Consider the following 25,828-nt stretch of genomic DNA (forward strand, 5'->3'; position numbering starts at 1 on the left):
CCGGTCGGCGCGCTCGCGGCGGCGCACACCCCGCCGCTCCCGCCGAGCGAGAGGCCGAGCGCGGCGGTGCCGGCGATCGCGCTGAAGGTACGTCTGCTCAACACCAGGACAGTCTCCTCGACAGGCGCGGCTCCGGTCATTGTCCCCGGTGACAAGCATGACAATGGGCACATGAGGATCTCGGCACGGGCGGATTACGCGGTACGGGCGGTCCTGGAGCTGGCCGTACGACAGGACGACGGCCCGGTGAAGGCGGAGACGATCGCCGCCACGCAGGGCATTCCGCACAAGTTTCTGGAGGGGATCCTCGGCGATCTGCGCCGTGCGGGTCTGGTGACCAGCCGGCGCGGCGGGTCCGGCGGCTACGGCCTGGCCCGCGAGGCGTCGGCGATCACGGTGGCGGACGTCATCCGTGCGGTGGACGGCCCGATCGTGTCGGTACGGGGCGAACGGCCGACGGGCCTGACGTACACGGGCTCGGCAGAGCCACTCCTTCCCCTGTGGATCGCACTGAGGGCGAACGTACGAAAGATCCTCGAAGGCGTCACGGTCGCGGACATCGCGACGGGCACACTGCCGGCACCGGTACGGGAGCTGACGGAGGAGCCGGCGGCTTGGGAGAACCCTTAGCCTGCTGTTCGGGGGGCGACCCTGAGTAGGGTCGTGGCCATGACCAACGCGAAGGACCGCTGGCCGAAGGCCGACCTGGAGAGCGGCGTCGAGGATGCGACGCTGCTCATTCTCGAATGGCTCGGCGAGCAGGGCGTGGGGGCCATGATCCGGGTCGATGCGGAACGGGTGCGCGACGGCCGCCCTGCATGGACGTTCGCTGCCCACGGTGGTCCTCTGGCCGAGGGCATGCGAGCTGACGGGGTCTCGGCGGCGGAGTGCATGGGCAGGGCACTGATCAGGCTGCGGGAGGCTGGGCTGCCCGTGCCCTTCTGAGCTCTGAACTTGAGCGGCTCACACTCAGTCGTCCGCGGCGACCAGGAGGGTGAGAATCCCTATGGAGTGGTCGATGAGCACGAGTTCATGGAACTCGAAATGGACGGGACCGTAGTCGTGCTGTGCCTCCTCCGGGAGGTCGCCGAGTGCGTACCGGCTCGTCGCCCGGTGAATCGGGGTGTAGACCGTCTCGTGCAGCCGGGCCTCCAGTGCCCGGGGGAGGACGACCCCGGCAGTGGCCCACTTGCGAACGGTTTCGAGCGCGGCCTGCTCGTCGATGGGCTCGTATGTGTCAGGGGTGATGCGGTCGGACCACCACTGGCCATGGCGTGGTTCGAGCCAGAGGCCGGAGCCGTCGTAGGTGTCCCGGAACTCCGGGTGCGCGATCAGCGCGGCGAGAAGGTCCCGGTCCTCCGATACGGCCGACGGCAGATGGAAGCGCTTCAGGTGAACCCACCGGTAGCCATGACCCTGCCCGTCCCGGAAGTCGAAACTCTTGAAGTTCACAAGGGGGCTGTCCCAGTGGGTCAGCTCGTCGGCCGAACTCATACCCTCCGCATTTTCGAATAGACAGTGGGAAAAGCTCCCGTCCTCATGGAAACCGGTGGAGACCGGCTGACGTGCCGCATCTCCCGGGGCGCCCTCCCCCGCGAGGTACCCCGGGAGTGCGGATCTCAGGAAGGTGCACGCCCCGCTCCCCGCGTGCGCGCACTCGACAGTCCCGTATCGCCCTCTCCTTCAGCCTGCCGGGTGGCCCGCAGGATGTCGTTGGCGCAGAGTCCACAGTTGCTTGGCGTTGCGTCTACTCGGCCATCACTCGGCCATCACTCGGCCATCACTCGGCCATCACTCGGCCATCGAGAGCGCCCGTTGGCGGTAGTCGCTGGGCGGTATGCCATATGTGGCGCGGAAGACGCGGGTGAAGTCGCCTGCACGGGGAAAACCCCAGCGGCCCGCGATGGCGTGGATGGGGGTCGTGACCAAGGCCGGGTCGGTCAGGTCGCGGCGGGCGCGTTCCAGGCGCTGGCGGCGGATCCAGGCCGCGACCGTCTCTTCCTCGTGCTGGAAGAGGCGGTGCAGATAGCTGGGGGATATGTGGTGGGCGGCGGCGATGGCGCGCGGGGTCAGCCGCGGATCCTGCAAGTGCTGCTGGACGAACGCCTTGATCTGCAGGACCAGGGCCCGCTGACGGCTTTCCGGGGGGAGGAACCGGTCGGCCTCCAGGGCGTTCGCGAACAGCGCGGACAGCAGATCGACCACCACCATTCCCAGCCGGGGCCCGTCGGTGGGGTGGTAGGCGGCGGTGCCTCTCGCCAACTGCTTGAGCAGCTGTGCCAGCACCGCCCCGAAGCCGGTCAGTGACGACAGCGGCAGCCCGGCCACCCGGTCGAGCTGATTACGGGACAGCGGCAGCAGCGCCTTGGGGACCTCCAGCCCGATTCCCGTGTGCGGGGTGGAGTCATTGCCCCCATAGATGTCGACAGGGCGTGAGGTGTCGACGAGGCACAGACTCTCCGGGCCGAACAGGGCCTGCTCCTCGCCCCGAGCGGCGCGCAGCGGCCCGCTCAACGGAAGGGAGAGGTGGAGCCCCTCGGGGTCGGACTGCCGGACCAGCTTCGGTGTGCGCAGAAAGCGCGCCGGCTGGAACGTCGTCGGCCACACCGTCACGGCACCGAGATCCAGAACACGCTGAACAGCCCGGAAATCCTGCCGGTGGTCACTCTGGAGCTCCAACGGGGCGTGGGTCCGAGCGACCAGTTCCCGCCAGCCGTCGAACCGGTCCTCCGCCGGCAGGTCCTCGCTCCGGAACACCATCTCGTTCAGCATGCGCCCCTCCTCGCCGTGTCGACTTTCACGGCTTCAGGAGCCGTTCCCCCTCATCATCTCGATCAAGCCAGGTACGGCGTCCGGGCCGAAGAGGAGGTCCATACCCGCGGCCGACCGGTCGGCGGCCTCCTTGGCGCGTGGGCACAGGGACTCTTCGTAGGCGATGAGCCCGGCGTCGAGGTCGTCGCGGTGGGCGGCCAGGGCCAGGGCGAGTTCCGCGCCGTCCTGCATCGCCATGTTGGCGCCCTCGCCCGCGAACGGGGACATCAGATGGGCCGCGTCGCCGAGGATCGTGATGCCGGGAGTGTGTTCCCAGCGGTGGCCGACGGGAAGGGCGTGGATCGGGCGCGGAACGAGCGGGCCCTCGGCGTCGGTGATCATCGCGCGCAGCCGCTCGTCCCAGTCCTCGAAGTACTCCAGAACGGTCTTCTTCGCGGCCGGCGTGTCGGTGAAGTCGATGCCGGACAGCCACTTCTCGGGCACCTTGAGGGCCACATACGCGTGGATCGAGCCGTCCGGTTCGCGGTGCGCGAGGATGGCCTTGCCGTCGCCGAGGGCGAACAGCATGCCGCCGCCCGCGAGTTCGGCCGTCGCGGGGTGTCGGAGGGCGGCGTCCGGCAGGTCGGCCTCCACGAACGAGACGCCGGTGTACGCCGGCTGGGCCGGGGAGAGGACGTGGCGGACCCACGACCGGGCGCCGTCCGCACCGATCAGCACGTCCGTGGTGAAGGAGGCGGGGGTGCCGTTCTCCTGGGTCAGCACCAGGTACTGGTCGTCGACCAGCGGACGCGAACCCTGGGTCCGTACGCCCCAGCGGACCGTGCCCTCGGGCAGCGACTCCAGCAGGATGCGGCGCAGGTCGTTGCGGTCCACCTCCGGACGCCCGCTCTCCGATGCGTCACGGAAGTGCAGCGTGCCGTCCGCGCCGACGATCCGGGTCTCCTCGCCGCCCCGGTGGACGATCGCCCGGAACTCCTCCATCAGCCCGGCGGCCTGCAGCGCGACCTGCCCCGATTCCTCATGGATGTCGAGCATGCCGCCCTGGTGGCGGGCGGTCGGCGAGGCATCACGCTCGTAGACGGCCACCTCGATGCCGTGCGTGTGGAGCACGCGGGCCGCGACGAGACCGCCGAGACCGGCGCCGACTATGGCGATGCGGTGGTGGACAGTGGATGCGGACATGCTGGCCTCCTCAAGGAGTACGTGGTGTGGTGGGCGGCTCCGGTGCCGCCGTGATGCCGCTGATCAGCACCTGGAAACCCCAGGCCAGGCGCTCCTCGCCGGCGCCGGACAGCAGTGCCGCCCCCAGCGCGGCGATCTGCGGGTGCCGGTCCGTCGACGCGTTCAGCAGGGCCCGGGTCAGTGCGTCCCACTCGTCCTGCGCCTCGGGTTCCTGCCCCCGGGTCGCGTGCTCGGCCGCGCTCGCCGTCGCGTACTGCAGCAGCAGGTCGAGGCCCCAGGAAGCGCGCTGGGGCGGGACACCGCCCTCGGCGAGCAGGGCCAGGACCGCGTCCACCAGGTCCAGGTAGTTCTCCCCGAAGGGGCGGGCCACCAGGGCCGCGCGGGCCAGCGCCGGGTGTTCGAAGAGCACGCCGACGTACGAGGTCAGCAGCCGTACGAGCCGCTCACGCCAGTCGTCGGCGGCATTCGTGTGGGACAGGTCCACCTCGCCGAGCAGCCGGTCGAGTACGGCCGCGTGCAGTTCAGCCGTGTTGCGGACATAGACGTAGAGCGATGCGGGGCCTGTGTCGAGTTCCTGCGCCAGCCGGCGCATGGTGACCCGCTCCAGGCCCTCGGCACGCATCAGCTCCACGGCCGTCGTGACGATCCCGTCCCGGGTGAGGGCGGGTTTGGCGGGGCGTTCGCGGCGGCTGCGGGGGGTTGGGGGCTGCGCTGTCATGCCACCACGGTAACGAACATGTTCGTAGCGAACAAGTGCGTGACGAACATGTTCGTCATCGGCCGCCACCGGGCCGGCCCTCCGGCAGACGACGGAAATGTGTCAAACAGGACCTAGCTGGGGCGGCACAGCAGTGGCTTGGCCAGTTCCGCGCAGGGGCGGTCGCCGTGGGCGCGGATGATGTCCTTGCCGACCTCGTTGGCCAGGTAGCGCAGGAAGCCGGCCGCCAGGGAGTCCGCGGGCGGCTCACCGTAGGTGTACGCGAACTCCGTCTGCCAATACGGGTACGCACCCTCGTCGGCGCCCTCGAGGGTGGCCGGGTAGCCGTCGATCCGTACCAGCTGGACGTCCTCGTGCGCCGTGGCGGCGCCGACCTCGCTGTGGCCCAGGGAGCCGGGGGTCGAGGCCACGGTGTCCAGGAGGGTCTGGGTGTCGCCGACCTCGCAGCGGCCCGGCCTGGCGTTGTCGAGGGCCGCGCAGTCGCTTGCCGTGGCGGCCAACAGCGCCCGGTTGCCGAGGACTTGGCGTTCGAGGGTGGTGCGGGTGCCGGAGCCGGGGTTGCGGCTGACGAGGTGGATCGGTACGTCGTTGCCCTTGACCTGGTTCCAGTTGGTGATCTTTCCGGCGTAGATGTCCCTGACCTGCTTCAGGGACAGGTCCTGGACCCCGGTGCCCTTGTTGACGACCAGGGTGAAGAGGGAGAGGGCGACGGGCCGGGGCAGGAGCTGCGGGCGGCCGTCGCTCTTGGGGCCGTCGCTGAACGCCAGCCGGTCGCCGAGCCCCTGGCCGCCCGCCGGCTTGGCCTTCTTGCCCGCCGCGGCCAGGGTGTTGAGCCCCGAGACGCTGCCCTGGAAGGTGTCGTCGCCGATCGGGATGTGCGCGTCGGGGCACGTCTTCTCATACTGCTTCGCGGCCTCCCGGAGCACCGGAGCGAACGCCGTGGAGCCGGAGAGCGTGAGGGTCCCCTTGGCGCAGTCCAGCGGGGCGGCCTTGGTGTCGCCGCGGGTGAACGTGATGAGGGACTGGACGGTGCCCACCAGTATCAGAGCGGCGAGCAGCACCAGGACCGGCCTCGAAGCGAACGGGTAGTACTCGGTCTTCTTGATCCTTCCGCGGCGCACCCCGCCCACGAGGCTGGCCTCGACCAGAGGATCGGGGAACGTGTCCTCCCCGAAGCCGTCCTCGCGTTCCAGGACTGCCAGCACCTTGTAGTGGTCGCGGCGGTTGAGCTTCACCTTCGGCAGCTCGATGAGACCGTCGACGACCCCGAGGCCCGGGACGTCGGGCGGGGGGCTCTGGCCCTCGGTGACCGGTCTCTGGGTGAAGAAACGGCGCAGCTCATTGCGGCTGAGTTCGGTCACGACCATGCCGACGACGCGGCGGCCCCGGCAGGTGACCCGGATGCCCACCGGGTCTCCTTCGGGAGCCAGGTAGTTGCTCTCCACGATCGGGGCCCAGCCGCTGTTCTCGATCCGCAGCAGGACGAACGACGGGTCCTTCAGCGGCGCGCCGTTCGTCCCCCGCATCTGCTGGAGCACCCCGGCATAGCGTGCGGCCGCCGCGTCAGTGGCGGTGGTGTCCATCTGGACGCGGTAGCCGAGCCGTTTGCGATCGGCGAGGACGAACTCCCAAAGGGCCGCGGCGACGGGGACCGTGAGACCGAGAACGGCGAAGACGAACTCCCAGGAAAAGCCCGGCACAGCCAACTCCGGTAGCAGATGGGGTGGTTGGAGAGGCCATGGTGAAGGGACGGGAGGCGTCACACCCGGGGAAACCGGGATCCTCCCGCTCGAATTCACCCATGTGTCATCTCGGACACCCGGGGTTCGCCTGCCGGAGCCGCGATCCTGCTTCGCGGGCTCAGCCCACCTGGTTGTACATCGCGCCCGCGGCCGGCCAGCCCGTGGGCTCGGGGACCGGTTCCGGCTGGGTACGGCCGCGGACCTGAGCGGCCGTCAGGCCGCCCGCGGCGGGCATGCCGAGGCCGCGCCGGTTCTGCGCGGTCGCCGCGAGTCCGGGCATGCCGGTCTGCGGCACGGCCTGCAGTCCTGCCGCAGCAGGGGGCATACCGGTCTGCGGGACCGCCTGCAGACCGGGCATACCGGTCTGCGGAACCGGCTGCAGACCGGGCATGCCGGCCTGCGGAACCGGCTGCAGACCGGGCATGCCGGCCTGCGGAACCGGCTGCAGACCGGCGGCCGGAAAGCCCCCAGGCGGCATCATGGCCGCCGGGGGAGCCATGGGCATGGCGGCGGCCGCCGGAGCGGGCATCGGGGCAGGGGCCGGAACCGGGGCCGGCACGGGCGCAGGGGTGGGGGTGGGGTAGGGCAGCGGAGTCGGCGCGGGCATCGGTGCCGGAGGGGGAGCCGGTGCCGGAGCGGGCGCCGGGGCCGGTGCCGAGCCCGGGGCCAGCGGCATCGCCGCGGCCTGGGAGGCCAGGCCGATGCCCGCCCCGTTGGTCTCGCTGACGAGCCGGTCCACCGCCGCCGTACCCGAGCTGTAGCTGGTCCCTGTGCTCAGCTCGGGCACGGCGGCTCCCCTCCTGGTCCCGTAGAGCACCTGTTCCAGGCCGGACACCAGGCGACGCACGTCCACCTGGGGGCGCACCACGAGTCTCAGGAAGCGGCTGGATGAACCGATCTTGTTGCCGCACTCGCGGACCAGGATCCGGTGCTCGGTGAGCATCCGGTCACGGACCACGGTGCCTTCGGCGCCCAGGGGGAGGCGCACGAAGAGGAAGTTGCCCTGGGACGGGTAGACCGTCAGCCCGGGCAGTGTGGAGAGCTGGGCGGTCATGTCCAGCCGGTCGCGGCGTACCTGCTGGAGGCTCTGCATGTACTCGGCGCCGTGCTCCTTGAGCATGAACACCACATGCTCCGCGAAGGAGTTGACGTTCCACTTGGGCAGCATGGAGCGGACCTGGCCCGCAAGTGCCGGGTTGGCGACCAGGTAGCCGAAACGTATGCCGTGGAGCCCGAAGCTCTTGCCGAGGCTGCGCAGGACCACGACGTTGGGCCGCAGCATCGCCTCGTGCACGACGCTCGGCTCGGCCTCGGCGTCCGCGAACTCCAGGAACGACTCGTCGATGACGATCAGGTCCAGATCGGCCATCGCATCCATGAACTGCACGAGCGCGTGCTTGTGCAGGAAGCCCCCGTCGGGGTTGTTCGGGTTGCAGATGACGGCGACTCGGGTGCCGCGCTTGCGGATGAACTCGGCGTACTGGGCGAGGTCCAGGGCGAAGCCGCTGGACTCCTGGAGCGGGAACATGTCGACCCGCTTGCGGGTCTCCATGGGCTGGTCGGTCCAGCGGCCGAAGGTGGGGACGGGGATGGCGAGGGACTCGCGGACCATCAGGTGGTCGATCCAGGTGATCAGTTCGGTCGAGCCGTTGCCCATCGCCACGCACTGCGGCGGCAACTGGAGCAGGTTGCACAGCTCGGCCGTGATGGTGTCCGCGCTGCTGGGGTAGTACGTGACGATCTCGCGCAACCGGGCCGCCATCTCGTCGAACATGGCGGGGGTGGGGAAGTAGGGGTTGCACGGGATACAGAAGTCCACGGGCCCCGTCCCGTCGCCGCCCTCACGCGTCAGCGCAGCCATCGACGGACTGTGCGCCGCGGTGCTGCGGAACAGCGAGGTGACGTTGTCGCCCATGGAACCTCCGTATGGGGCGGACCCGGTGGGGAGGCGGGCCCGTCGTCTGTGGGTGGCCCGCGCGGGGGAGCACGGGCCACCCAGTCATACGGATACGGAGGTGGCGTTGTTCAACGGGTGTGAAACCGGTGTGACTTCGGGAACCGATTCCACCCCCTGGCGCGTTACGAGCTGAACGTGTGGATCGTCGTCGACCGGTACGTCTGCCCGGGCCGCAGCACGGTCGACGGGAAGTTCGCGTGGTTGGGCGAGTCCGGGAAGTGCTGGGTCTCCAGGCAGAGCGCGTCGCCCTGGCGGTAGGTGTGGCCGCCGGTGCCGACGAGCGTGCCGTCGAGGAAGTTGCCCGAGTAGAACTGCAGGCCCGGCTGGTCGGTGGCGATCTTCAGGGTGCGGCCGGAGCGCGGGTCGTGGAGGGTCGCGATGTGCTCGGGCTTCGCCGTGATGCCCTTGTCGAGGACCCAGTTGTGGTCGTAGCCCTTGGCCTGGACCTGCTGCACATGGCCCGCCCGGATGTCCCGGCCGATGGTCTTGGCGTGCCGGAAGTCGAAGGGGGTGCCCGCGACCTTGGCCAGCTCGCCCGTGGGGATCAGGCCCGAGTCGGTGGGCGTGTAGCGGGAGGCGGCGATCTTGAGCTCGTGGTTCTCGATCGTGCCGCTGCCCTCGCCGCCCAGGTTCCAGTAGACGTGGCTGGTGAGGTTGACGACGGTGGCCTTGTCGGTGGTGGCCTCGTAGTCGATGCGCCAGTCGCCGTGCCTGGTGAGGGTGTACGTCACCTTCGCCTTGAGCGTGCCGGGGTAGCCCATCTCGCCGTCGACGCTGGTGTAGTGCAGCACCAGGCCGACGTCGGAGCCCTTGGTGAACGGCTCGACGTCCCAGATGTGCTTGTCGAAGCCCTGCTTGCCGCCGTGCAGGCTGTTCACGCCGTCGTTGACGGACAGCTGGTAGCTCTTGCCGTCCAGGGTGAACTGGCCCTTGGCTATACGGTTGCCGTAGCGGCCGATGAGTGCGCCGAAGTACGGGGTCTTCGCCACGTAGTCGTCGATGTTGTCGAAGCCCAGGGAGACGTTGGCGTGGCGGCCGCGCCGGTCGGGGATCTCCAGGCCCTGGACCACACCGCCCCAGTTCAGGACCTTCAGGCGGGTTCCGCCGTTCTCCAGCGACCAGCGGTAGACCTTGGTGCCGTCGGCCAGCTTGCCGAAGAGTTCCTTCACGGGCTTCCTGCTTCCCGAAGCGCTGCCTGAGGTGCCTTCCGCGGCGTGTGCCGCGCCGGCCGTACCGACCGTCGTGGCGGCGAGTCCCGCGGCCGCCGAGGCGGCGATAATGGTGCGTCTGCTCAGTTCCATGTGCGGCTCCTGTACTAGGAAGTTGAAGGCCCCCACCTCCTGGCGGGGGCCTTACCGACTTACGAACCGGACTTGCGCTTGTTCCACACGTCGAAGCCGACTGCCACCAACAGGGCCAGGCCCTTGATGACCTGTTGCCAGTCGGTGCCGACGCTGAGGAGGTTCATGCCGTTGTTCAGCACGCCGAGCACGAGACCACCGATGATCGCGCCGAGGACGGTACCGACACCGCCGCTCATGGACGCGCCACCGATGAACGAAGAGGCGATCGCCTCGAGCTCGAAGTTCACGCCCGCCTTTGGCGAGGCCGCGTTCAGACGGGCGGCGACCACCAGACCCGCCAGGGCCGCGAGCACGCCCATGTTCAGGAAGACCTGGAAGGTGACCCTCTTGTCCTTGACGCCGGACAGCTTCGCCGCCGGCAGGTTGCCGCCGATCGCGTAGATGTGGCGGCCGAAGACGGCGTTGCGCATCACGTAGCCGTAACCGACCACCAGGACGCCGAGGATGATGAGGATGATCGGCGCACCGTTGTAGCTGGCGAGCAGCATCGTGAGGGCGAGGATCGCGGCGACCAGGGCGACGAGCTTCAGCGCGAACAGCCGCGCGGGAACCACGTCGAGGGAGAACTCCTGCTGCCGGCGCCGGTCGCGCACCTCCTGCCACACCACGGCGGCGATCAGGACGAGGCCGAGGAGCAGCGTGAGGTTGTGGTAGTTGGTGTTCGGGCCGACCTCGGGCAGGAAGCCGTTGCCGAGCTTCTGCAGCCCGTCCGGGAACGGGCCGAGGGTCTGCCCCTTGAGCAGGATCTCCGTCAGACCGCGGAAGAGCAGCATCCCGGCGAGGGTGACGATGAACGACGGTATACCGAGATACGCGATCAGATAGCCCTGCACCGAGCCCGCGACCGCGCCCACCAGCAGGCACAGCACCAGGGCGATCGGCCACGCCACACTGTGCTGCACCGTCAGCACCGCCGCGAACGCGCCCACGAACGCCGTCAGCGAGCCGACCGACAGGTCGATGTGCCCCGCGATGATCACCAGCATCATGCCGATCGCGAGGATCAGGATGTAGCTGTTCTGCAGCACCAGGTTGGAGACGTTGCGCGGCAGCAGCAGGTCGCCGCCGGTCCAGATCTGGAAGAGGACGACGATCAGGCCGAGCGCGATCAGCATGCCGTACTGCCGCATGTTGCGGCGCAGGCCGTTCAGTACCAGCTGGAGCAGGCCGCCGCCCGTAGCCGATCCGCTTTTGCCCGGCGGCGCGGGGGCCGGGGTCTTGGCGGTCACATCCGTGCTCATCGGGTTACCTCTTTGTCCTTTGTCATGTGACGCATCAGCACTTCCTGCGTGGCCTCGGCCCGCGGCACCTCACCTGTCAGCCGTCCCGCGGCCATCGTGTAGATGCGGTCGCACATGCCGAGCAGCTCCGGCAGCTCGGAGGAGATGAAGACGACCGCCTTGCCCTGCGCGGCCAGCTGGTCGATGACCGTGTAGATCTCGTATTTGGCGCCCACGTCGATGCCGCGCGTGGGCTCGTCCAGAATCAGCACCTCCGGACCCGCGAAGATCCACTTGCTGAGGACCACCTTCTGCTGGTTGCCGCCCGACAGCTTGCCCACCGGCTCGAAGACGGTCGGCGCCTTGATGTTCATGGACTTGCGGAAGCCCTCGGAGACCTGGCGCTCCTGCTGCTCGTCGACCACACCCCGCTTGGCGACCTTGTTGAGCGCCGTCAGCGAGATGTTCCGGTTGATGGTGTCGATGAGGTTGAGGCCGTAGTGCTTGCGGTCCTCGGTGACGTAGGCGATGCCGTGCTCGACCGCCTCGGCGACGGTCTTCGTACGGATCTCCTTGCCGTCCTTGAGGACCGTGCCGTTCGCGTACCGGCCGTAGGTGCGCCCGAAGACGTTCATCGCCAGCTCGGTGCGGCCGGCGCCCATCAGTCCCGCGATGCCGACGATCTCCCCGCGCCGCACGTTGATCGACACATCGTCGACAACCTTGCGCTGCTGGTCGATCGGGTGGTGGACCGTCCAGTTGCGGATCTCCAGGGCCGGGGCCGCTCCCACCTCTCCCTCGTACGACGTGCGCTCGGGGAAGCGGTGGTCGAGGTCGCGGCCGACCATGCCGCTGATGATCCGGTCCTCGGTCGTCTCGGGCGCCTTCACATCGAGCGTCTCGATGGACTTCCCGTCGCGGATGATCGTCACCGAGTCGGCGACCCGGCGGATCTCGTTCAGCTTGTGGGAGATGATGATCGAGGTGATGCCCTGTTTCTTCAACTCCAGGATGAGATCGAGGAGTTTGCCGCTGTCCTCGTCGTTCAGGGCCGCCGTCGGCTCATCGAGGATGAGCAGCTTCACCTGCTTCGACAGGGCCTTGGCGATCTCCACGAGCTGCTGCTTGCCGACGCCGATGTCGGTGATCCGGGTCTCCGGGTGCTCGTCGAGGCCGACGCGGCGCAGCAGTTCGGTGGCGTGCTTGAGTGTTTCGTTCCAGTTGATGAACCCGCGCGTGGCGTGTTCGTTGCCGAGGAAGATGTTCTCGGCGATGGAGAGATACGGCACCAGCGCCAGTTCCTGATGGATGATGACGATGCCGTGGTGCTCGCTCGCCCGGATGTCCTTGAACTGGCAGACCTCTCCCTCGAAGAGGATTTCCCCTTCGTAACTGCCGTGCGGGTGGACGCCGGAGAGGACCTTCATCAGGGTCGACTTACCGGCGCCGTTCTCCCCGCAGATGGCGTGGACCTCGCCCTGCCGGACGGTCAGATTGACGTCCGACAGCGCCTTGACGCCGGGAAAGGTCTTGACGATCGAGCGCATTTCCAGGACGGGTCCCGCCATGGTCGTGCCTTCCAGTCGTTGCGGTCGGTGGGGGATGCGTCGGCTACTTCAGCTGTGCGTCGGTGTAGTAGCCGCCCTTGACCAGGGCGTCCTCGTAGTTGGACTTGTCGACGCTCACCGGCTGGAGCAGGTAGGCGGGGACGACCTTGGTGCCGTTGTCGTAGGTCTTGGTGTCGTTGGTCTGCGGCGTCTTGCCGTTGAGGGCGTCGTCGACCATGGTCGAGGCGACCTTGGCGAGCTCGCGGGTGTCCTTGTAGACGGTCTGCGTCTGCTCACCGGCGATGATCGACTTCACCGAGGCGAGCTCGGCGTCCTGGCCGGTGATGACCGGCAGCGGCTTGCTGCCCGAGCCGTAGCCGTCCGACTTCAGCGCGGACAGGATGCCGATGGAGATGCCGTCGTAGGGCGAGAGCACCGCGTCGACCTTGCCGCTCTTGTAGGCGGAGGTGAGGATGTCCTCCATGCGCTTCTGCGCGGTGGTGCCGTCCCAGCGCAGGGTGGTGACCTGGTTGAGCTTGGTCTGGCCGGACTTGACCACCAGCTCCTTCTTGTCGATGTACGGCTGCAGCACGCTCATCGCGCCGCCGAAGAAGTACTTGGTGTTGTTGTCGTCGTTCGAACCGGCGAACAGCTCGATGTTGAACGGGCCCTTCTTGCCGCTGTCCAGACCGAGCTTGTGCACGATGTACGTGCCCTGCAGCACGCCGACCTTCTCGTTGTCGAACGAGGCGTAGTAGTCGACGTTCTTGGTGCCGAGGATCAGGCGGTCGTAGGCGATGACCGGGATCTTCGCGGAGGCGGCCTCCTGGAGGACGTTGTTCAGCGACTTGTTGTCGATGGCCGCGATGATCAGGCCCTTGACGCCCTGGGTGATCAGGTTCTCGATCTGCGAGACCTGGGTGCTCGGGTCGTCCTCGCCGTAGACCAGCTTGGTCTTGTAGCCCTTGGCCTCGAGGTTCTTGACGACGTTGTTGCCGTCGTTGATCCAGCGCTCGGAGGACTTGGTCGGCATCGCGATGCCGATGGTTCCGCCCTTGGCGCTTCCCTTGTCGTCCTTGCTGCCGCCCGAGCCGCTCTGGCCGCAGGCGGACAGGGTGAGGGCGAGGGAGGCGGCTCCGGCTATCGCGGTGAGAGCGGCTCTACGAGTACGCATGCTGATCAGTCCTTGTTCTTCTCGTCGTTGAGAGGGGTGCGGCCGGCGGTTCAGGCGCCGGTGGGGAAGCGGTTGAGGGAACCGGGCAGCCGGGAGCCGAGCGGCGCCATGTCGCCGTCCGCGCCGTGCCGGGCGAGCAGGTCGAGAGCGAGACGGCCGCGCCGCACCCGCTCCCGGGCGGTGTCCAGGGTCAGATCCCGCATATGGGTGCCGTAGGGGTAGATCCCGGGCGCCTTGGACAGACCGAACTTCAGATAGAGCGGTGCGCCGCGCCGGATCAGCTCGGCGACCTCGTACATCCGTACGTACCCGCCGAGGTCGTCGGGGGCCTCGATGTACATGTCCATGGGAGCGGCGGAGACCCGCCGGATCTCGGTGAGATGGTCGAGCGTCAGATCGCTGGGCACGTTGAGCGAGTCCGCGCCCAGGCGCTCGTAGACGGCGTACGACGCCGGGTTGACCGGGCCGATCAGCGCGGACACCTTGAGCGTGGTGTCGGCCGGGATGATCCCCTTCTCACGGGCCCGGTGCAGGGTCCACAGCACACCCTCGTCGGCGACGAGCAGGCACTTGACGCCCAGCTCCGTGGCCCGGACGGAGTCCTCGACACAGCCGGCGACGGCGTCGTGGCCGCGGGCGCGCAGACCGCCGCCGCGGGAGTCCGTGCGCACCGAGCCGCCGATGTCCCAGGTGCCCCGTGGCCCCGTGAAAAGGCACAGCTCGATGTCACGCTCATTGGTGGCCTCGACCATCTCGGTGATCTCGGCGTCGGTCAGCATCCATACGCCGCTGCCCTGGCTGATCCGGTGGATCGGCACGTCGAGCCGAGAGGACTCCTTGAGGACCACGGCCAGCGCCTCGGGTCCCTCGCACGAGGGTATCTCGGTGCGCCAGCGGCCGCCTCCGGGGAAGGTGTGCGGCGATGCGTCGGCGGGGGAGAGGTCGGGCGCGCCCAGGCCGAGCTCGGCGAGCGCCTGCTCACCGGGCCTTCGGGCTGCCGTAGCGGAGTCGGTCACAAGGTGTCCTTCATGTTCGGTATTTCGGACGAGGTTCGCGGCTCAGGGTGTGAGGGGTTGGTGGTACGCCGGTACGGAGTTCGTCAGGTAACTCCGTACCGGCGTACGGCTTCGGGGATCACGGCCGCAGCAGGACCTTTCCGACCTTCGGGTCGCCGGCGCCCACGAGCTCGATGGCCTGCGGGAACTCGGCGAGCGGCAGCTCGTGCGTGACCAGCGGCAACGGATCGAGCAGTCCGGCGCCGAAGACCCGCACCGTGTGCGCCCAGGCGTCGGGCGGTGCCCCGAACACGGTGTGCACCTCCAGCTGCCGTACGACGAGATCGGTGGGGTCGAGGCCCTCGGCGCCCGGCGCCGGAATGCCCGTCAGGACCAGGCGTCCGCCGCGCCTGAGCAGGGAGGCGGCGGTGCGCGCGGCGGACGCGGACCCGGCGGTCTCGATGACGACATCGAAGTCGTCGGGGAGTTCCCGGTCCTTGGTGCGGAAGTCGGTGGCGCCGAACTGCCGCGACAGCTGCTCGCGGTCGTTCCTGGTGCCGACCACCAGCAGCTCGGCCGGGGAGATCGCCTTCAGGAACTGCACGGCGAACATGCCGAGCGTGCCGGTGCCGACGACCGCGACCCGCTCGCCGGGCTGCGCGTTCGCCTTCAGGGCGGCCGCCGCGATGCAGGCGGCGGGCTCCAGAAGGGCAGCCGCCGTCAGGTCCGCGTCGTCCGGGAGGACGTGCAGCAGACGGGCCGGGAGGGTGAGGGTGGTGGCCATCGCACCCGGCTGGGTGAAGCCCGTCTCCTCGTACCCCGAGGTGCACAGGGTGGTCTCACCCGTGTGGCAGCGGTCGCAGACCTGGCAGTTGCGGAAGCCCTCCCCGACGGTCTTGCGGCCGACGAGGGACTCGGGCACTCCGGCGCCCACCGCCTGGACGGTGCCGGACCACTCGTGGCCGGGGATCAGCGGGTAGCGGACGTAGCCCTCGGGCCGGTTGCCCTGGTACACCTCGCGGTCACTGCCGCAGATACCGACGGCGTGGACCCGGACGAGCGCCTCGCCGGGACCGGGCGCCACGGGCTCGTGGGGGACCAGGCTGTGCGCGCCCGGTGCCTCGATGACTACCGCGGTGCTCACTTCGCCCCCTTGGGCTTGCGCTGCTCCCAGCCCTCGGCCCACAGGTCGAACCGCGCCTGCTGCTGCGGGAACTCGGCCGCTGCGTCGACATCGAGCTCGACACCGAGGCCGGGCGCGTCGGAGAGATGGAAGTACCCGTCGACGACCTGCGGCGCGCCCTTCACGACCTTCTTGATCTCCGCGTCCGCGAAGTCGTTGAAGTGCTCCAGGATCTTGAAGTTCGGGGAGGTGAAGCCGACCTGGAGGGAGGCGGCGGTCAGGACGGGCCCGCCGACGTTGTGCGGCGCCACGAGCATGTAGTGGGTCTCGGCGGTGGCGGCCAGCTTCCTGGTCTCCCAGATACCACCGATGTGGCCGACGTCCGGCTGGAGGATGTCGACGGCCTGACTCTCGAAGAGCTCGCGGAACTCGATGCGGTCGTGGATCCGCTCGCCGGTGGCCACCGGGATGTCGACCTTCGCGGCGACCTTCTCCAGCGCCTTGAGGTTCTCCGGCGGGACCGGCTCCTCCAGCCAGGCGGGCTTGAACGGCGCGAGCTCACGGGCGAGCCGGACGGCGGTCGAGGGCGAGAACCGGCCGTGCATCTCCAGCATCAGCTCGGCCTCGGGCCCGATGGCGTCGCGCACGGCCTCGATGAGGGAGACGGAGTAGAGGGTCTGCTGGTGGTCGAGCTCGAAGTGACCGGTGCCGAAGGGGTCGATCTTGAGGGCCTTGTACCCGCGCTCCATGACCAGCTGGGCGGCCTTGTGGTACGCCTCCGGCGTTCGCTCGGTCGTGTACCACCCGTTGGCGTACGCCTTGACCTTGTCGGTGACCTTGCCGCCCAGCAGCTGCCACACCGGAACGCCGAGGGCCTTGCCCTTGATGTCCCAGCAGGCCATCTCGACGACCGCGATGCCGGACATGACGATCTCGCCGGCCCGCCCGTAGTCGCCGTACTTCATGCGGCGCACGAGATCCTCGACAGCGAACGGGTCCGATCCGAGAATGTGGTTGGCCTCGGCCTCCCGCAGATAGCCGATCAGCGCGTCGGTGTGACCGAGCATCCGGGTCTCGCCGACTCCCGTGATCCCCTCGTCGGTGTGCACCTGGACGTAGGTCAGATTGCGCCAGGGCGTCCCGACCACGTGAGTGCTGATTCCGGTGATGCGCACGGCAGTTGCCCCTCAGCTGTTCGAGATTTCGTCACACGTTCGAAATGCTGGCGTGACAGTAAGGACGGTGCGGTGGGAGTGTCAATGGGTCGAACGCATAACGGTTTCGGCACGGCTTTCGATACTGTTTCGGAGGCTGCTTCTGGCGCCGGGCTCAACTCGCCACACCGAGCGGGATAGTTCCCCACACAACTTTCACAGCAGCCACTAGGAACGTTACCGGGCAGGAACTTAGTCTTCCCGCGTCATGGACTACTGCCACCCGTGCCGAAGGCACCTCAACGGCGCCCTCGCCTGCCCGGGGTGCGGAACACCCGTCGAAGAACTGCGCGCGTACGCATACGCGGACGAGGGCGACACACACGCCGGTGCCGACGGTTTCGGCGGTGTCGATGGCTTCGGCGGTTCCGCTGGTTTCGGCGGTTCCGATGGTTTCGGTGGATCCGAGGCGTCGTACGGGGACGGCAACGAGGACTCGGACGAGGACGCGGGTGAGCACGGGAGCGAGGACGCGGCCGTGCGCCCCGGGCGTGCGCAGAACCGGCGGCGGACGAAGGGACGCGCCGGGGCGCCCGGTGGCCGCGACGGTGATCACGGGACGCGGTCCGGGCGTCGCGACCGCAAGGCCGCCGCGCACCGGCGGCGCCGGCGGCGGGTGCTGTTCGCCGGGGCCGGACTGTTGCTGGCGGCGGGTGGTCTGAGCCTGGCCGAACTCGGTATCGAGGCGCCCGGCTCGACCCCGAAGGCTGCGACCGCCGGGAGCGAGACCGCGGAAGGAGCGGCCTCCGCCAAGCAGACGGACGGGACCTCGGGCGGTACCGGGAGCGGGGGCGTCGCAGGTACGACCTCGGTGTCGTCGTCGGCGTCCGCGTCTCCGTCGGCTTCCGCGTCCTCGAAGAGCAAGAAGTCCGACGAGGAGAAGAAGAAGGCCGGGGCCGCGCAGTCGGCGGCCGCGACATCGCTCCCGCCCCACTCGGCACCGGCCCCTACGGCGACGGCTACCACGGCACCCGGTTCGGCTCCGTCGGCGAAACCGACGTCGACGATCCCGACGCCCGAACCGTCACCAACGAAAACGTGCAACCGATTCCTGTGGTGGTGCACCTAGGGCTCCCGGCGAGGCGGGTCCCGTCAGCCGGCGTCCGTCGCCGTCCCGTCCAGCATGCGGAGCAGCAGATCCCGCAGGGACAGCCGTTCCTCTCGGGACAGGCCCGCCAGGGGCTCGCGCGCGAAGTTCAGGGAGTTCCGCAGGCCACGGGCCACCTGTCGGCCCTCCTCCGTCACCGCCGCCAGCTTCACGCGGCGGTCCGCCGGGTCCGGGCGGCGCTCCACCAGACCACGCGCCTCCAGCCGGTCCACTATCCCGGTGACGTTGGACGGCTCGCACTTCAGCTTCTGCGCCAGCCGCCGCATCGGCAGCGGCTCCAGTGACAGCAGGCTCAGCAGTCGCGCCTGCGCACCGGTCAGCGCGTGGTCGGCCGCGGCCTCCTCGTACTCCTCGTGGTAGCGGGCCACGACGGTGCCGATGAGGTCCACGACTTCCAGGGTCAGGGGGTCGATGCGGGTTGTTCTCTGCGTGGCCATGAACTCCAGGCTACCTCTTTACTTGACATCCTGAAATATTCAGGAGCATCGTTGTTTCAGGTACTGAAGTATTTGAGCCGCAGCACGTAGAGGAAAGGCCCCATGTCCGACACCCCCGCTCTCCCCGCCGTCAGCCGCGAATGGCACCTGCTCAGCCGCCCGGTCGGCTGGCCCAAGCCCGAGGACTTCGCCCTCGTCGAGACGGAGGTCCGGCAGCCGGGTGAGGGCCAGGTGCTCGTGCGGAACAAGTACGTCTCCGTCGATCCGTACATGCGCGGCCGTATGTCCGCCGCGAAGTCGTACGTCGCCCCGTTCGAGCTCGACAAGCCGATGCAGGGCGGCGCGGTCGGCGAGGTCGTCGTCTCCAACGCCGAGGGGATCGAGGTCGGCGACCACGTCCTGCACTTCTTCGGCTGGCGCGAGTACGCGGTCGTGGACGCCAAGAACGCCGTGAAGGTCGATCCCGACGCCGCGCCGCTGTCCACGTACCTCGGCGTCCTCGGCATGACCGGGCTCACCGCCTACGCCGGTCTGCTGCGTACCGCCGCCTTCAAGGAGGGCGACTCCGTCTTCGTGTCGGGTGCCGCGGGTGCTGTCGGCAGCCAGGTCGGGCAGATCGCCAAGCTGAAGGGCGCCTCGCGGGTCATCGGGTCCGCCGGCTCCGACGAGAAGGTCAAGCTCCTGGTCGAGGAGTACGGCTTCGACGCGGCCTTCAACTACAAGAACGGCCCGGTGGGCGAGCAGCTGCGCGAGGCCGCCCCGGACGGTGTCGACGTGTACTTCGACAACGTCGGCGGCGACCACCTGGAGGCCGCCATCGGCTCCCTCAACCAGGGCGGCCGTATCGCCGTCTGCGGCATGATCTCCGTCTACAACAACACCGAGCCGGCCCCCGGCCCGAGGAACCTCGCCCGGCTCATCCAGACCCGCGGCCGCATCGAGGGCTTCCTGGTCGGCGACCACTACGACCTGCAGCCGCAGTTCGTCGAGGAGGTCGGCGCCTGGGTCCGCTCCGGCGAGCTGAAGTACCGCGAGACCGTCGTCGAGGGCATCGAGAACAACCTGGAGGCGTTCTTCGGCGTCCTGCGCGGCGACAACATCGGCAAGATGATCGTCAAGCTCTGACGTCCGGACCGACCATGGTCATCACCGTGACGCTCGTCCGACCAAGGTCGTTTGGTACGACGGAGGCCGCACCCTTGGACGTGGGGTGCGGCCTCCGCGCTTCCCGGGCTCGGGCTTCCCGGCTCGGGCTTGCCGGGCTCGGGCTTGCCGGGCTCGGGCTTGCCGGGCTCGGGCTTGCCGGGCTCGGGCTTCCCAGGCACAGGCTTCCCGGGATTCAGGTTCCCCGGCAGAATCTCCCCCTCCGGTGGTCGCGGAGATGGCCTGGTGGTGACGGAAGCCCGAACGGCGCCTCCAGGGCGGCCGGAGAGGGCATGCTGGAGGCGGCTGCCTCGGCACCGTTCGAGGCCCGTGACGCTTCGTACGAGGCGAGGAGGGCTCCATGTCCCCGATTCCGTCGCTCCCCAGCATGGACGACGTGGTGCGCATGGCGCGCAGCACCACCGATATCGCCGGCCAGCTCCTGGACACGGCCGGGAACATCACACGGATCGCCGTCAACACGCTGGACCCGAGGGACGGTTCGGGGGCCGAAGCACTGCGTGTCCTGCGGCAGACCACGGCGGAGCTCGCGGACGCGAGCGCGTCGCCGCAGGCGCAGGAGGCGTTCTACCGGATCGTCGACACGCTGACCCGGCTGGGCACGACCGGTGCGCCGCTGGCGGTGCACCCGGTGAGCGAACCGGCGCAGGCGCTGCTGACCGCGCTGGGCGACAGTCTGCTGCCGGTGCTCGACGCGCTCGAACCGGCGGTGGAGGAGGTCGCGTCGGTCCTGGGGGAACTGGTGGAGTCGACGTCGCCGCTGCTGCCCGCGGCGGCCGGCCTGGCGGCGGGCACGCTGCTCGCCCTGACGCCGCTGATCCGGGCCGCGGCGGAGGTGCTCCGGGACTCGGCGCCCGAACTGACGCGCATCGCCGACGCGCTCACGGCGGCGCTCGCACCGCTGATGCCGCTCCAGGTGGGCCTCGTGGAACGGGCGGCGGCAGCGGGGGCCACCGTGGTCCGGGCGACCCTGCCGCCCCTGGCAGACCTCACGGAAGCGGCGGCGGCCACGACCAAGGCAGCCCGCCCGGTGCTGCTGGCGGGCGAGGAACTGCTGGTCGCGGGCCTGGAGCAGATACAGCCGCTGCTCCTTTCCGCGGCCTCCCGCACGGGCCGCTACGCGAGGGCGACAGCGGTACGGGTGTCGGCGGCGATGAACCCGGCGGCGGAACAGGGGATGGTGGTGGCGGTGACACCGGCATGACTGTGCAGCCCGGGGCGAGCACAACCAGCCCGTCCGGCGTTTGAGGACGAGGCCGTTGAGGCCGTGGGGGCCGTTGAGACCGATCGGGGTTCTGGGGGCGCAGCCCCCAGGGACGGTAGGGCCCCCACTAGAGTTCACCCATGCGTGATCTTGGGGCGGGATTCGGCCATCTTCTCAACGGCCAGCGCTGGGTGGCCCGGCACGGCAAGCAGTACGGGTTCGGTCTCCTGCCGGGGCTGATAACCCTCGTCCTCTACGCGGCGGCGCTGGTCGCCCTGGCCCTCTGGGGCGACGACGCCGTCACCTGGGCCACCCCCTTCGCCGACGGCTGGCCCAGCCCCTGGCTCGGTCTCTTCCGCGGCTTCCTCACCGTCGTCCTCTTCGCCCTCGCCCTCCTCCTCGCTGTCCTCACCTTCACCGCCGTCACGCTCCTCGTCGGCCAGCCCTTCTACGAGAACCTGTCGGAGACGGTCGACCGGGACGTGTCCCCGGACGGCACGGCACCCGAGTCGGGCCTACCGCTCCACCGCGAACTGTGGATATCGGCCCGCGACAGCCTCCGCATCCTCCTCCGCGCCGCCCTCTGGGGCGTCCTCCTCTTCGCCCTGGGCTTCCTGCCGTTCGTCGGCCAGACCGTCGTCCCCGTGATCGGCTTCTTCGTCACCGGCTTCTTCCTCACCGAGGAACTCACCGCCGTCGCCCTCCAGCGCCGCGGTGTCGAACTCCGCGAACGCCTCACCCTGCTGCGCTCCCGCAAACTGCTCGTCTGGGGCTTCGGAACGCCCCTCGGCCTCGCCTTCCTCGTCCCCTTCGTCGCCGTCTTCCTGATGCCGGGCGCGGTCGCGGGCGCCACGCTGCTGGCCCGCGACCTGCTGGGCGAGGAGATCACCGACGAGGGTGATGAGCCCGGGAACCCGGGCGACCCCGAGGGGCAGCAGGTCACCGGTCCCTGATGGGGTCACCGAACGTCGAGTTCGCCGCCACCGTCACGATCGCGCGGACCTGCGCGATGATGTCGAGCCGGTTGCGTACGAACTCGGGATCTGTGACCGTTCCGGTCGCCGGATCCGTGTTCCCCGTCCCGAACTGCAGGACCGGGGTGTGCACATGTCCGCCCGGCAAGGTGTCGTGCAGCCCGAGCCGGTCCCGCAGCAGCGTCGCCCGGTACGCGATCTCGTTGGAGAGGTAGTTGCCGCCGCCCCCGGCCCGGGCCGTCGACCCCGCGGTCGGTCCGTCCGGCCGTACGACGGGATCGGTGCCGCCCGCCGGGATCTCGGTCACCTCCGTGTGGTCGTACACGGGGAAGCGCCCGGTGTGGGCGGCGACGATCGCCCGGTAGGGGAGGGTGGTCGAGGTCCACTGCGGCTGTGTGGCCGGGGCCGGGACCGGGATCGTCTCGGTCCGGCCGATGTTGTCGTTGTCCGGGAAGCCGCCCCGCCAGGCCCCGTTGGTCCGCTCGACGTCGAACCGGCCGACCCGGCCCTGGCTCACGGTCGTGAACAGGTCGACCTTCGGCAGATACGGCCGTAGCGTCCGCTCCACCGTCCCTCCCCCGGAGTCGAACGCCTGGGAGGTGCCCCCGGCGAAGTCCTGCCACCGCACCGGGAACACCACGGTCTCGATGCGTGCCGGGCCGTCCGCCGTCTCGATCGTGGTGCCGTCGAGCGCGAGTGCGGTGGCCCCGGACGGGTTGGAGATGCGGATGTCCCGGTCCAGCGTGAACGGGTCGAACCCGGTGAGCAGGATGCGCTTCACGCCCTTGTCGTGCGGGTACCGGATGGCGTCCTGGCCCCGTGAGGTCACCTCCAGCTTCGACAGCAGCGCGGCGCGCTGGGCGTCGGACAGGCCGAACTCCGGCTCCCAGGTGCGTACTTCCCTGGCCATACCGAGCCGTGCCCAGTACAGCGGCCGGTCGTCGTCCCGGCTGAGGCCTGCCCGTCTCCCACCACCACCCTTCCAAGGAAGCGCTTCGCGCCTTTCATATTCCGCGGGGCCCCGCCCCTGCGCCCGCCCGACGGCCCGCCGCCACAACAGGGAACCCTGCCGTGCGACCACACGCTCGGCCTGTGCGTACGAGTGGGTCTTCGCCAGCGCCCGCGCGAACTCGGGTGCCACGGAGTCGAATCCGGAGCGCTTGAGGATCTCCTGCGGGACTGCCCGGTCGAGCCTCTGTTCCTCGACGGTCGCGGTGGGGGCCGCCTGAGCCGTCGCGGTCGGCGGGGCCGCGAGTCCGGCGAGCAGGGCAAGACCGAGGGCGCCGATGCGAACACGTAGGGAATGCAAGGGAGTTCAGGTCCTTCCGTCGCAGTGGGGTGCGCTGGTGCGGGACAGCCGCAGTATCGCGTGACGGAAGTGACGTGTGCCATGGGGCGGGAGTCAGGAGGAGGGGATTCGCGCCGCCGCCTCCCGCAGCACCGCGACGAACGCCTCGGCGGCCTGCGGTCTGGACCGCCCCCGTGCGGTGGCCGCGCACACCGCCCGCGCCGGCGCGCCCTCGTCGAGTACCGGAAGCAGTACGACGTCAGACCGTACGGACTCGGCGGCGAGCGCCGGGACCAGGGTGACCCCGAGGGCGGCGACGTACCCCAGCTTGGCGGTCCACTCGGCCACGACATGCGCGACGCGCGGGCGGAAGCCCTGGCGCAGGGCCGCGTCGAGGAGGGTGCCCTCGGGGCGGGAGCTGCCGGAGAGCCGGTCGGCGTCGGCGAGCCGGCCGAGCCGCACCGGAACGGTTCGTACGAGATCCAGGCCGGCCGTTCGATCGCCGGCCGCTCGACTGCCGACTGCCGACTGCCGACTGCCGACTGCCGACTGCCGACCGCCGACCGCCGGGTGACGGCGACGGTTGACGTCTGACTCGGGACGTGTTCCTCCCTGGCGCACCGCCGGTCCGTCACCTGACCTCCGGGCCGGGGCTCGTCGCTTCCCGGCCCCGTACGACAGACTCGCGGGCCGGAACACGTCGGTTCGGGGCTGGCTAGCGCACCGAGAAGCCGTAGACCGTCTCCGACCGGTACACCCCGCCCGGCCGCAGCTCCGTGCTCGGGAACTCCGGCCGGTTCGGGGAGTCCGGGAAGTGCTGCGTCTCCAGCGCGATGCCCTCGCCCGGGATGAACGGGTCGCCGAGGTGGTCCGCGGTGTACAGCTGGAGCCCGGGCTCGGTGGTGGCCACGGTCAGGACCCGCCCGGAGGCCGGGTCGTGCATCTCGGCGACCTCCTTCGCGGCTCCGGTCACACCCTTGTCGAGCACGAAGTTGTGGTCGTACCCCGAGCCGACCTTCCGGGGCGCCCGGAAGTCGAAGCGGGTGCCCTCCACGTCCTCCGGCGCGCCGACCGGGATCAGGTTCAGGTCCACCGTGTTGACCCGCGAGGCGGCGATCCGCAGTTCGTGCCCGCCCGCGTTCCCCGAACCGGCCAGGTTCCAGTACGAGTGGTTCGTCAGGTTCACCACCGTCGGCGCGTCCGTGACCGCCTCGTACGCGATCCGCAGGGCACCGTCCGCGGCGAGGGTGTAGGTGGCCGAGACCTCCAGTCGGCCCGGGAAACCCTCCTCGCCGTGCGGGCTCACCCGGGACAGCCGTACACCGTGCTCCACCGGCTCCACGTCCCATATGTGCTTGTCGAAGCCTCGCGCCCCACCATGCAGCGAATTCGGGCCGTTGTTCGGTTCGAGCGCATAGGTCCGGCCGTCGAGCCGGAAGCGGGCGCCCGCGATGCGGTTGGCGTACCGGCCGACCAGCGCGCCGAGGTACGGCTCCGGATGGGTCAGATAGCCGTCCAGATCAGGAAAGCCCAGCACCACCTCCGCCGGACGCCCGTCCCGGTCCGGGACCTCGGCCGACTGTACGATCCCGCCGTACGACAGGACACGCACCCGCACTCCGCCGCGCTCCAGCGTCCAGCGGTGGACGGGCGTGCCGTCGGGAAGTGTGCCGAAAAGTTCGCTCATGTGGGAAACCCTAGGTCACAGGGTCCTTTGCCGTGATCGTGCGGTAGGCGATCTCGGCGAGTCGCGCCTGACCGATCGTGCTCGGGTGGAACCAGTCCCAGTGGCTCAACTGGTCGGTGCCGAAGTGGTAGTCGAAGACCGCGTTGCCGTCGAAGCGGCACCGCCGGTCCTTCGCGCACACCTCCTTCAGTACCTGGTTGTAGGCCTTCACACGGGCCTGCACCGTGTTCCGCCGCTTGGTCGCCTGCGCGTCCAGCGCATCCGCGTCGCCCAGCATCGACGGGCAGATGCCCAGTTTCCACACCTGCTTGCCGAGCTGACTGGTACGGCCCTGCGACCACAGCCGCAGCAGGTTCGGCACGCTGGACACGTACACCTGCGCCTTCGGCAGTGACTCGCGCAGGGTGTCCATGGCCTCCTGGAACTGCTTGCGGAAGTCGGCGACCGAGGTCATCGCGGAGGCGGAGGAGCGGCAGGCGTCATTGGCACCGGCCATCACCGTCACCAGCTCCGGCTTCTTCTGCACCGCCTGCTCGACCTGGCCGGCCAGATCGGACATCCGGGCCCCGGTCACTGCGTAGTTCCAACTGTGCTGCGCGGCCCCGTCCGCCCCGAGCAGCCGCACCGCGAGGCTGTCGACACTGGCGTCGCCACCCGTCGCCCACGACACCTCGGGGCAGTCGGTCAGCACGGTGCAAGCGTCGAAACCGCGGGTGATGGAGTCGCCGACCGCGGCGACAGAAGCGGGGGCGCGGTTCCAGACCGGAGTGGGCTTGGGGGACGGCTGCGCCTTGACGGCGGTGCCCTCGGGGGCGGCCTCGTTGCCACCGGAGGCGTCGCACCCGGCGAGCCCCAGAACGGCCGCCGTCGCGATCGCGACGACGGCCCGCGAGCGGTGGCTTCGCTTCCGCATCCCCTGATCCCCTCGTTCGTCGTCATCTCGGCGTAGCTGCACAGC

General features: G+C 69.5%; 24 protein-coding genes. 6 read left to right on the forward strand and 18 right to left on the reverse strand.

Annotated elements, in window-relative coordinates; all coding sequences use genetic code 11:
* Positions 1 to 171 precede the first annotated feature (171 nt).
* Together ABT186_RS19135 and ABT186_RS19140 are read left to right on the forward strand one after the other, a co-directional pair.
* Positions 172 to 630 (forward strand): RrF2 family transcriptional regulator, encoded by a 459-nt coding sequence (locus tag ABT186_RS19135; RefSeq protein WP_351227417.1) that lies wholly within the window; start codon positions 172 to 174, stop codon positions 628 to 630.
* Positions 631 to 669: 39 nt separating this feature from the next.
* Positions 670 to 945: a hypothetical protein gene (locus ABT186_RS19140; RefSeq protein WP_351227419.1), complete on the forward strand. Its 276-nt coding sequence runs from the start codon at positions 670 to 672 to the stop codon at positions 943 to 945.
* 24 nt (positions 946 to 969) lie between these two features.
* On the opposite strand, the gene ABT186_RS19145 is transcribed toward ABT186_RS19140, so the two are convergent.
* From ABT186_RS19145 to ABT186_RS19205, 13 genes are all read right to left on the reverse strand, one after another.
* Complete coding sequence (locus ABT186_RS19145; RefSeq protein ID WP_351227421.1) at positions 970 to 1,494, reverse strand: hypothetical protein; 525 nt, start codon at positions 1,492 to 1,494, stop codon at positions 970 to 972.
* A gap of 297 nt (positions 1,495 to 1,791) precedes the next feature.
* Positions 1,792 to 2,772: a helix-turn-helix domain-containing protein gene (locus ABT186_RS19150; protein ID WP_351925987.1), complete on the reverse strand. Its 981-nt coding sequence runs from the start codon at positions 2,770 to 2,772 to the stop codon at positions 1,792 to 1,794.
* A 33-nt stretch (positions 2,773 to 2,805) separates the two neighbouring features.
* Positions 2,806 to 3,954: an FAD-dependent oxidoreductase gene (locus ABT186_RS19155; protein ID WP_351227425.1), complete on the reverse strand. Its 1,149-nt coding sequence runs from the start codon at positions 3,952 to 3,954 to the stop codon at positions 2,806 to 2,808.
* Between the two features lie 10 nt (positions 3,955 to 3,964).
* Positions 3,965 to 4,672, reverse strand: coding sequence for a TetR/AcrR family transcriptional regulator (locus ABT186_RS19160; protein WP_351925989.1), 708 nt, complete (start codon positions 4,670 to 4,672; stop codon positions 3,965 to 3,967).
* A gap of 113 nt (positions 4,673 to 4,785) precedes the next feature.
* Positions 4,786 to 6,372: a PstS family phosphate ABC transporter substrate-binding protein gene (locus ABT186_RS19165; RefSeq protein WP_351925991.1), complete on the reverse strand. Its 1,587-nt coding sequence runs from the start codon at positions 6,370 to 6,372 to the stop codon at positions 4,786 to 4,788.
* A 160-nt stretch (positions 6,373 to 6,532) separates the two neighbouring features.
* Positions 6,533 to 8,329 carry a pyridoxal phosphate-dependent aminotransferase gene (locus ABT186_RS19170; RefSeq protein WP_351925993.1) on the reverse strand — a complete coding sequence of 599 codons (1,797 nt, stop codon included), beginning with the start codon at positions 8,327 to 8,329 and terminating at the stop codon, positions 6,533 to 6,535.
* 164 nt (positions 8,330 to 8,493) lie between these two features.
* A complete protein-coding gene (locus tag ABT186_RS19175; protein ID WP_351925995.1) occupies positions 8,494 to 9,672 on the reverse strand; it encodes an aldose epimerase family protein in 1,179 nt (392 codons plus the stop codon).
* 59 nt (positions 9,673 to 9,731) lie between these two features.
* On the reverse strand, positions 9,732 to 10,976 hold the full coding sequence (gene mmsB / locus ABT186_RS19180) for a multiple monosaccharide ABC transporter permease (RefSeq protein WP_351227435.1): 1,245 nt from the start codon (positions 10,974 to 10,976) through the stop codon (positions 9,732 to 9,734).
* Complete coding sequence (mmsA, locus tag ABT186_RS19185; protein WP_351227437.1) at positions 10,973 to 12,523, reverse strand: multiple monosaccharide ABC transporter ATP-binding protein; 1,551 nt, start codon at positions 12,521 to 12,523, stop codon at positions 10,973 to 10,975. Before mmsA ends, mmsB begins: the two co-directional genes overlap by 4 nt.
* A 43-nt stretch (positions 12,524 to 12,566) precedes the next feature.
* Positions 12,567 to 13,676: a multiple monosaccharide ABC transporter substrate-binding protein gene (chvE, locus tag ABT186_RS19190; RefSeq protein WP_351227439.1), complete on the reverse strand. Its 1,110-nt coding sequence runs from the start codon at positions 13,674 to 13,676 to the stop codon at positions 12,567 to 12,569.
* Positions 13,677 to 13,726: 50 nt separating this feature from the next.
* The gene (locus ABT186_RS19195; RefSeq protein ID WP_351227441.1) at positions 13,727 to 14,692 is read right to left on the reverse strand and encodes a hypothetical protein; all 966 of its coding nucleotides are present in this window, start codon (positions 14,690 to 14,692) and stop codon (positions 13,727 to 13,729) included.
* 118 nt (positions 14,693 to 14,810) lie between these two features.
* Positions 14,811 to 15,815, reverse strand: a complete 1,005-nt coding sequence (locus ABT186_RS19200; RefSeq protein WP_351227443.1) for a zinc-dependent alcohol dehydrogenase — start codon at positions 15,813 to 15,815, stop codon at positions 14,811 to 14,813.
* Positions 15,812 to 16,969: a mandelate racemase/muconate lactonizing enzyme family protein gene (locus ABT186_RS19205; protein ID WP_351227445.1), complete on the reverse strand. Its 1,158-nt coding sequence runs from the start codon at positions 16,967 to 16,969 to the stop codon at positions 15,812 to 15,814. Before ABT186_RS19205 ends, ABT186_RS19200 begins: the two co-directional genes overlap by 4 nt.
* Before the next feature lie 247 nt (positions 16,970 to 17,216).
* On the opposite strand from ABT186_RS19205, the gene ABT186_RS19210 reads away from it, so the two are divergent.
* Positions 17,217 to 18,077, forward strand: coding sequence for an SCO2400 family protein (locus ABT186_RS19210; RefSeq protein WP_351227447.1), 861 nt, complete (start codon positions 17,217 to 17,219; stop codon positions 18,075 to 18,077).
* Positions 18,078 to 18,100: 23 nt separating this feature from the next.
* Here ABT186_RS19210 and ABT186_RS19215 read toward each other — a convergent pair whose 3' ends face one another.
* The gene (locus ABT186_RS19215; protein ID WP_351227449.1) at positions 18,101 to 18,553 is read right to left on the reverse strand and encodes a MarR family winged helix-turn-helix transcriptional regulator; all 453 of its coding nucleotides are present in this window, start codon (positions 18,551 to 18,553) and stop codon (positions 18,101 to 18,103) included.
* A gap of 102 nt (positions 18,554 to 18,655) precedes the next feature.
* On the opposite strand from ABT186_RS19215, the gene ABT186_RS19220 reads away from it, so the two are divergent.
* From ABT186_RS19220 to ABT186_RS19230, 3 genes are all read left to right on the forward strand, one after another.
* Positions 18,656 to 19,678 carry an NADP-dependent oxidoreductase gene (locus tag ABT186_RS19220; protein ID WP_351227451.1) on the forward strand — a complete coding sequence of 341 codons (1,023 nt, stop codon included), beginning with the start codon at positions 18,656 to 18,658 and terminating at the stop codon, positions 19,676 to 19,678.
* Positions 19,679 to 20,057: 379 nt separating this feature from the next.
* Positions 20,058 to 20,921, forward strand: coding sequence for a hypothetical protein (locus tag ABT186_RS19225; protein ID WP_351227453.1), 864 nt, complete (start codon positions 20,058 to 20,060; stop codon positions 20,919 to 20,921).
* A gap of 140 nt (positions 20,922 to 21,061) precedes the next feature.
* Positions 21,062 to 21,874 carry an EI24 domain-containing protein gene (locus tag ABT186_RS19230; protein ID WP_351925997.1) on the forward strand — a complete coding sequence of 271 codons (813 nt, stop codon included), beginning with the start codon at positions 21,062 to 21,064 and terminating at the stop codon, positions 21,872 to 21,874.
* On the opposite strand, the gene ABT186_RS19235 is transcribed toward ABT186_RS19230, so the two are convergent.
* The 4 genes from ABT186_RS19235 to ABT186_RS19250 all read right to left on the reverse strand — a co-directional run bounded on the left by ABT186_RS19235 (position 21,861) and on the right by ABT186_RS19250 (position 25,783).
* Entirely contained in the window at positions 21,861 to 23,204 is a 1,344-nt protein-coding gene (locus ABT186_RS19235; protein WP_351925998.1) for a pyroglutamyl-peptidase I, read from the reverse strand. The genes ABT186_RS19230 and ABT186_RS19235 overlap by 14 nt on opposite strands.
* Before the next feature lie 93 nt (positions 23,205 to 23,297).
* Positions 23,298 to 23,882 carry a LysR substrate-binding domain-containing protein gene (locus ABT186_RS47990; RefSeq protein ID WP_502973249.1) on the reverse strand — a complete coding sequence of 195 codons (585 nt, stop codon included), beginning with the start codon at positions 23,880 to 23,882 and terminating at the stop codon, positions 23,298 to 23,300.
* Between the two features lie 16 nt (positions 23,883 to 23,898).
* On the reverse strand, positions 23,899 to 24,870 hold the full coding sequence (locus tag ABT186_RS19245) for an aldose epimerase family protein (protein WP_351227459.1): 972 nt from the start codon (positions 24,868 to 24,870) through the stop codon (positions 23,899 to 23,901).
* A gap of 10 nt (positions 24,871 to 24,880) precedes the next feature.
* Positions 24,881 to 25,783, reverse strand: coding sequence for an SGNH/GDSL hydrolase family protein (locus ABT186_RS19250; protein WP_351926000.1), 903 nt, complete (start codon positions 25,781 to 25,783; stop codon positions 24,881 to 24,883).
* Positions 25,784 to 25,828: the final 45 nt, after the last annotated feature.

Source organism: Streptomyces sp. NPDC001634, from assembly GCF_040298185.1.
In the GTDB taxonomy this organism is placed as follows: domain Bacteria; phylum Actinomycetota; class Actinomycetes; order Streptomycetales; family Streptomycetaceae; genus Streptomyces.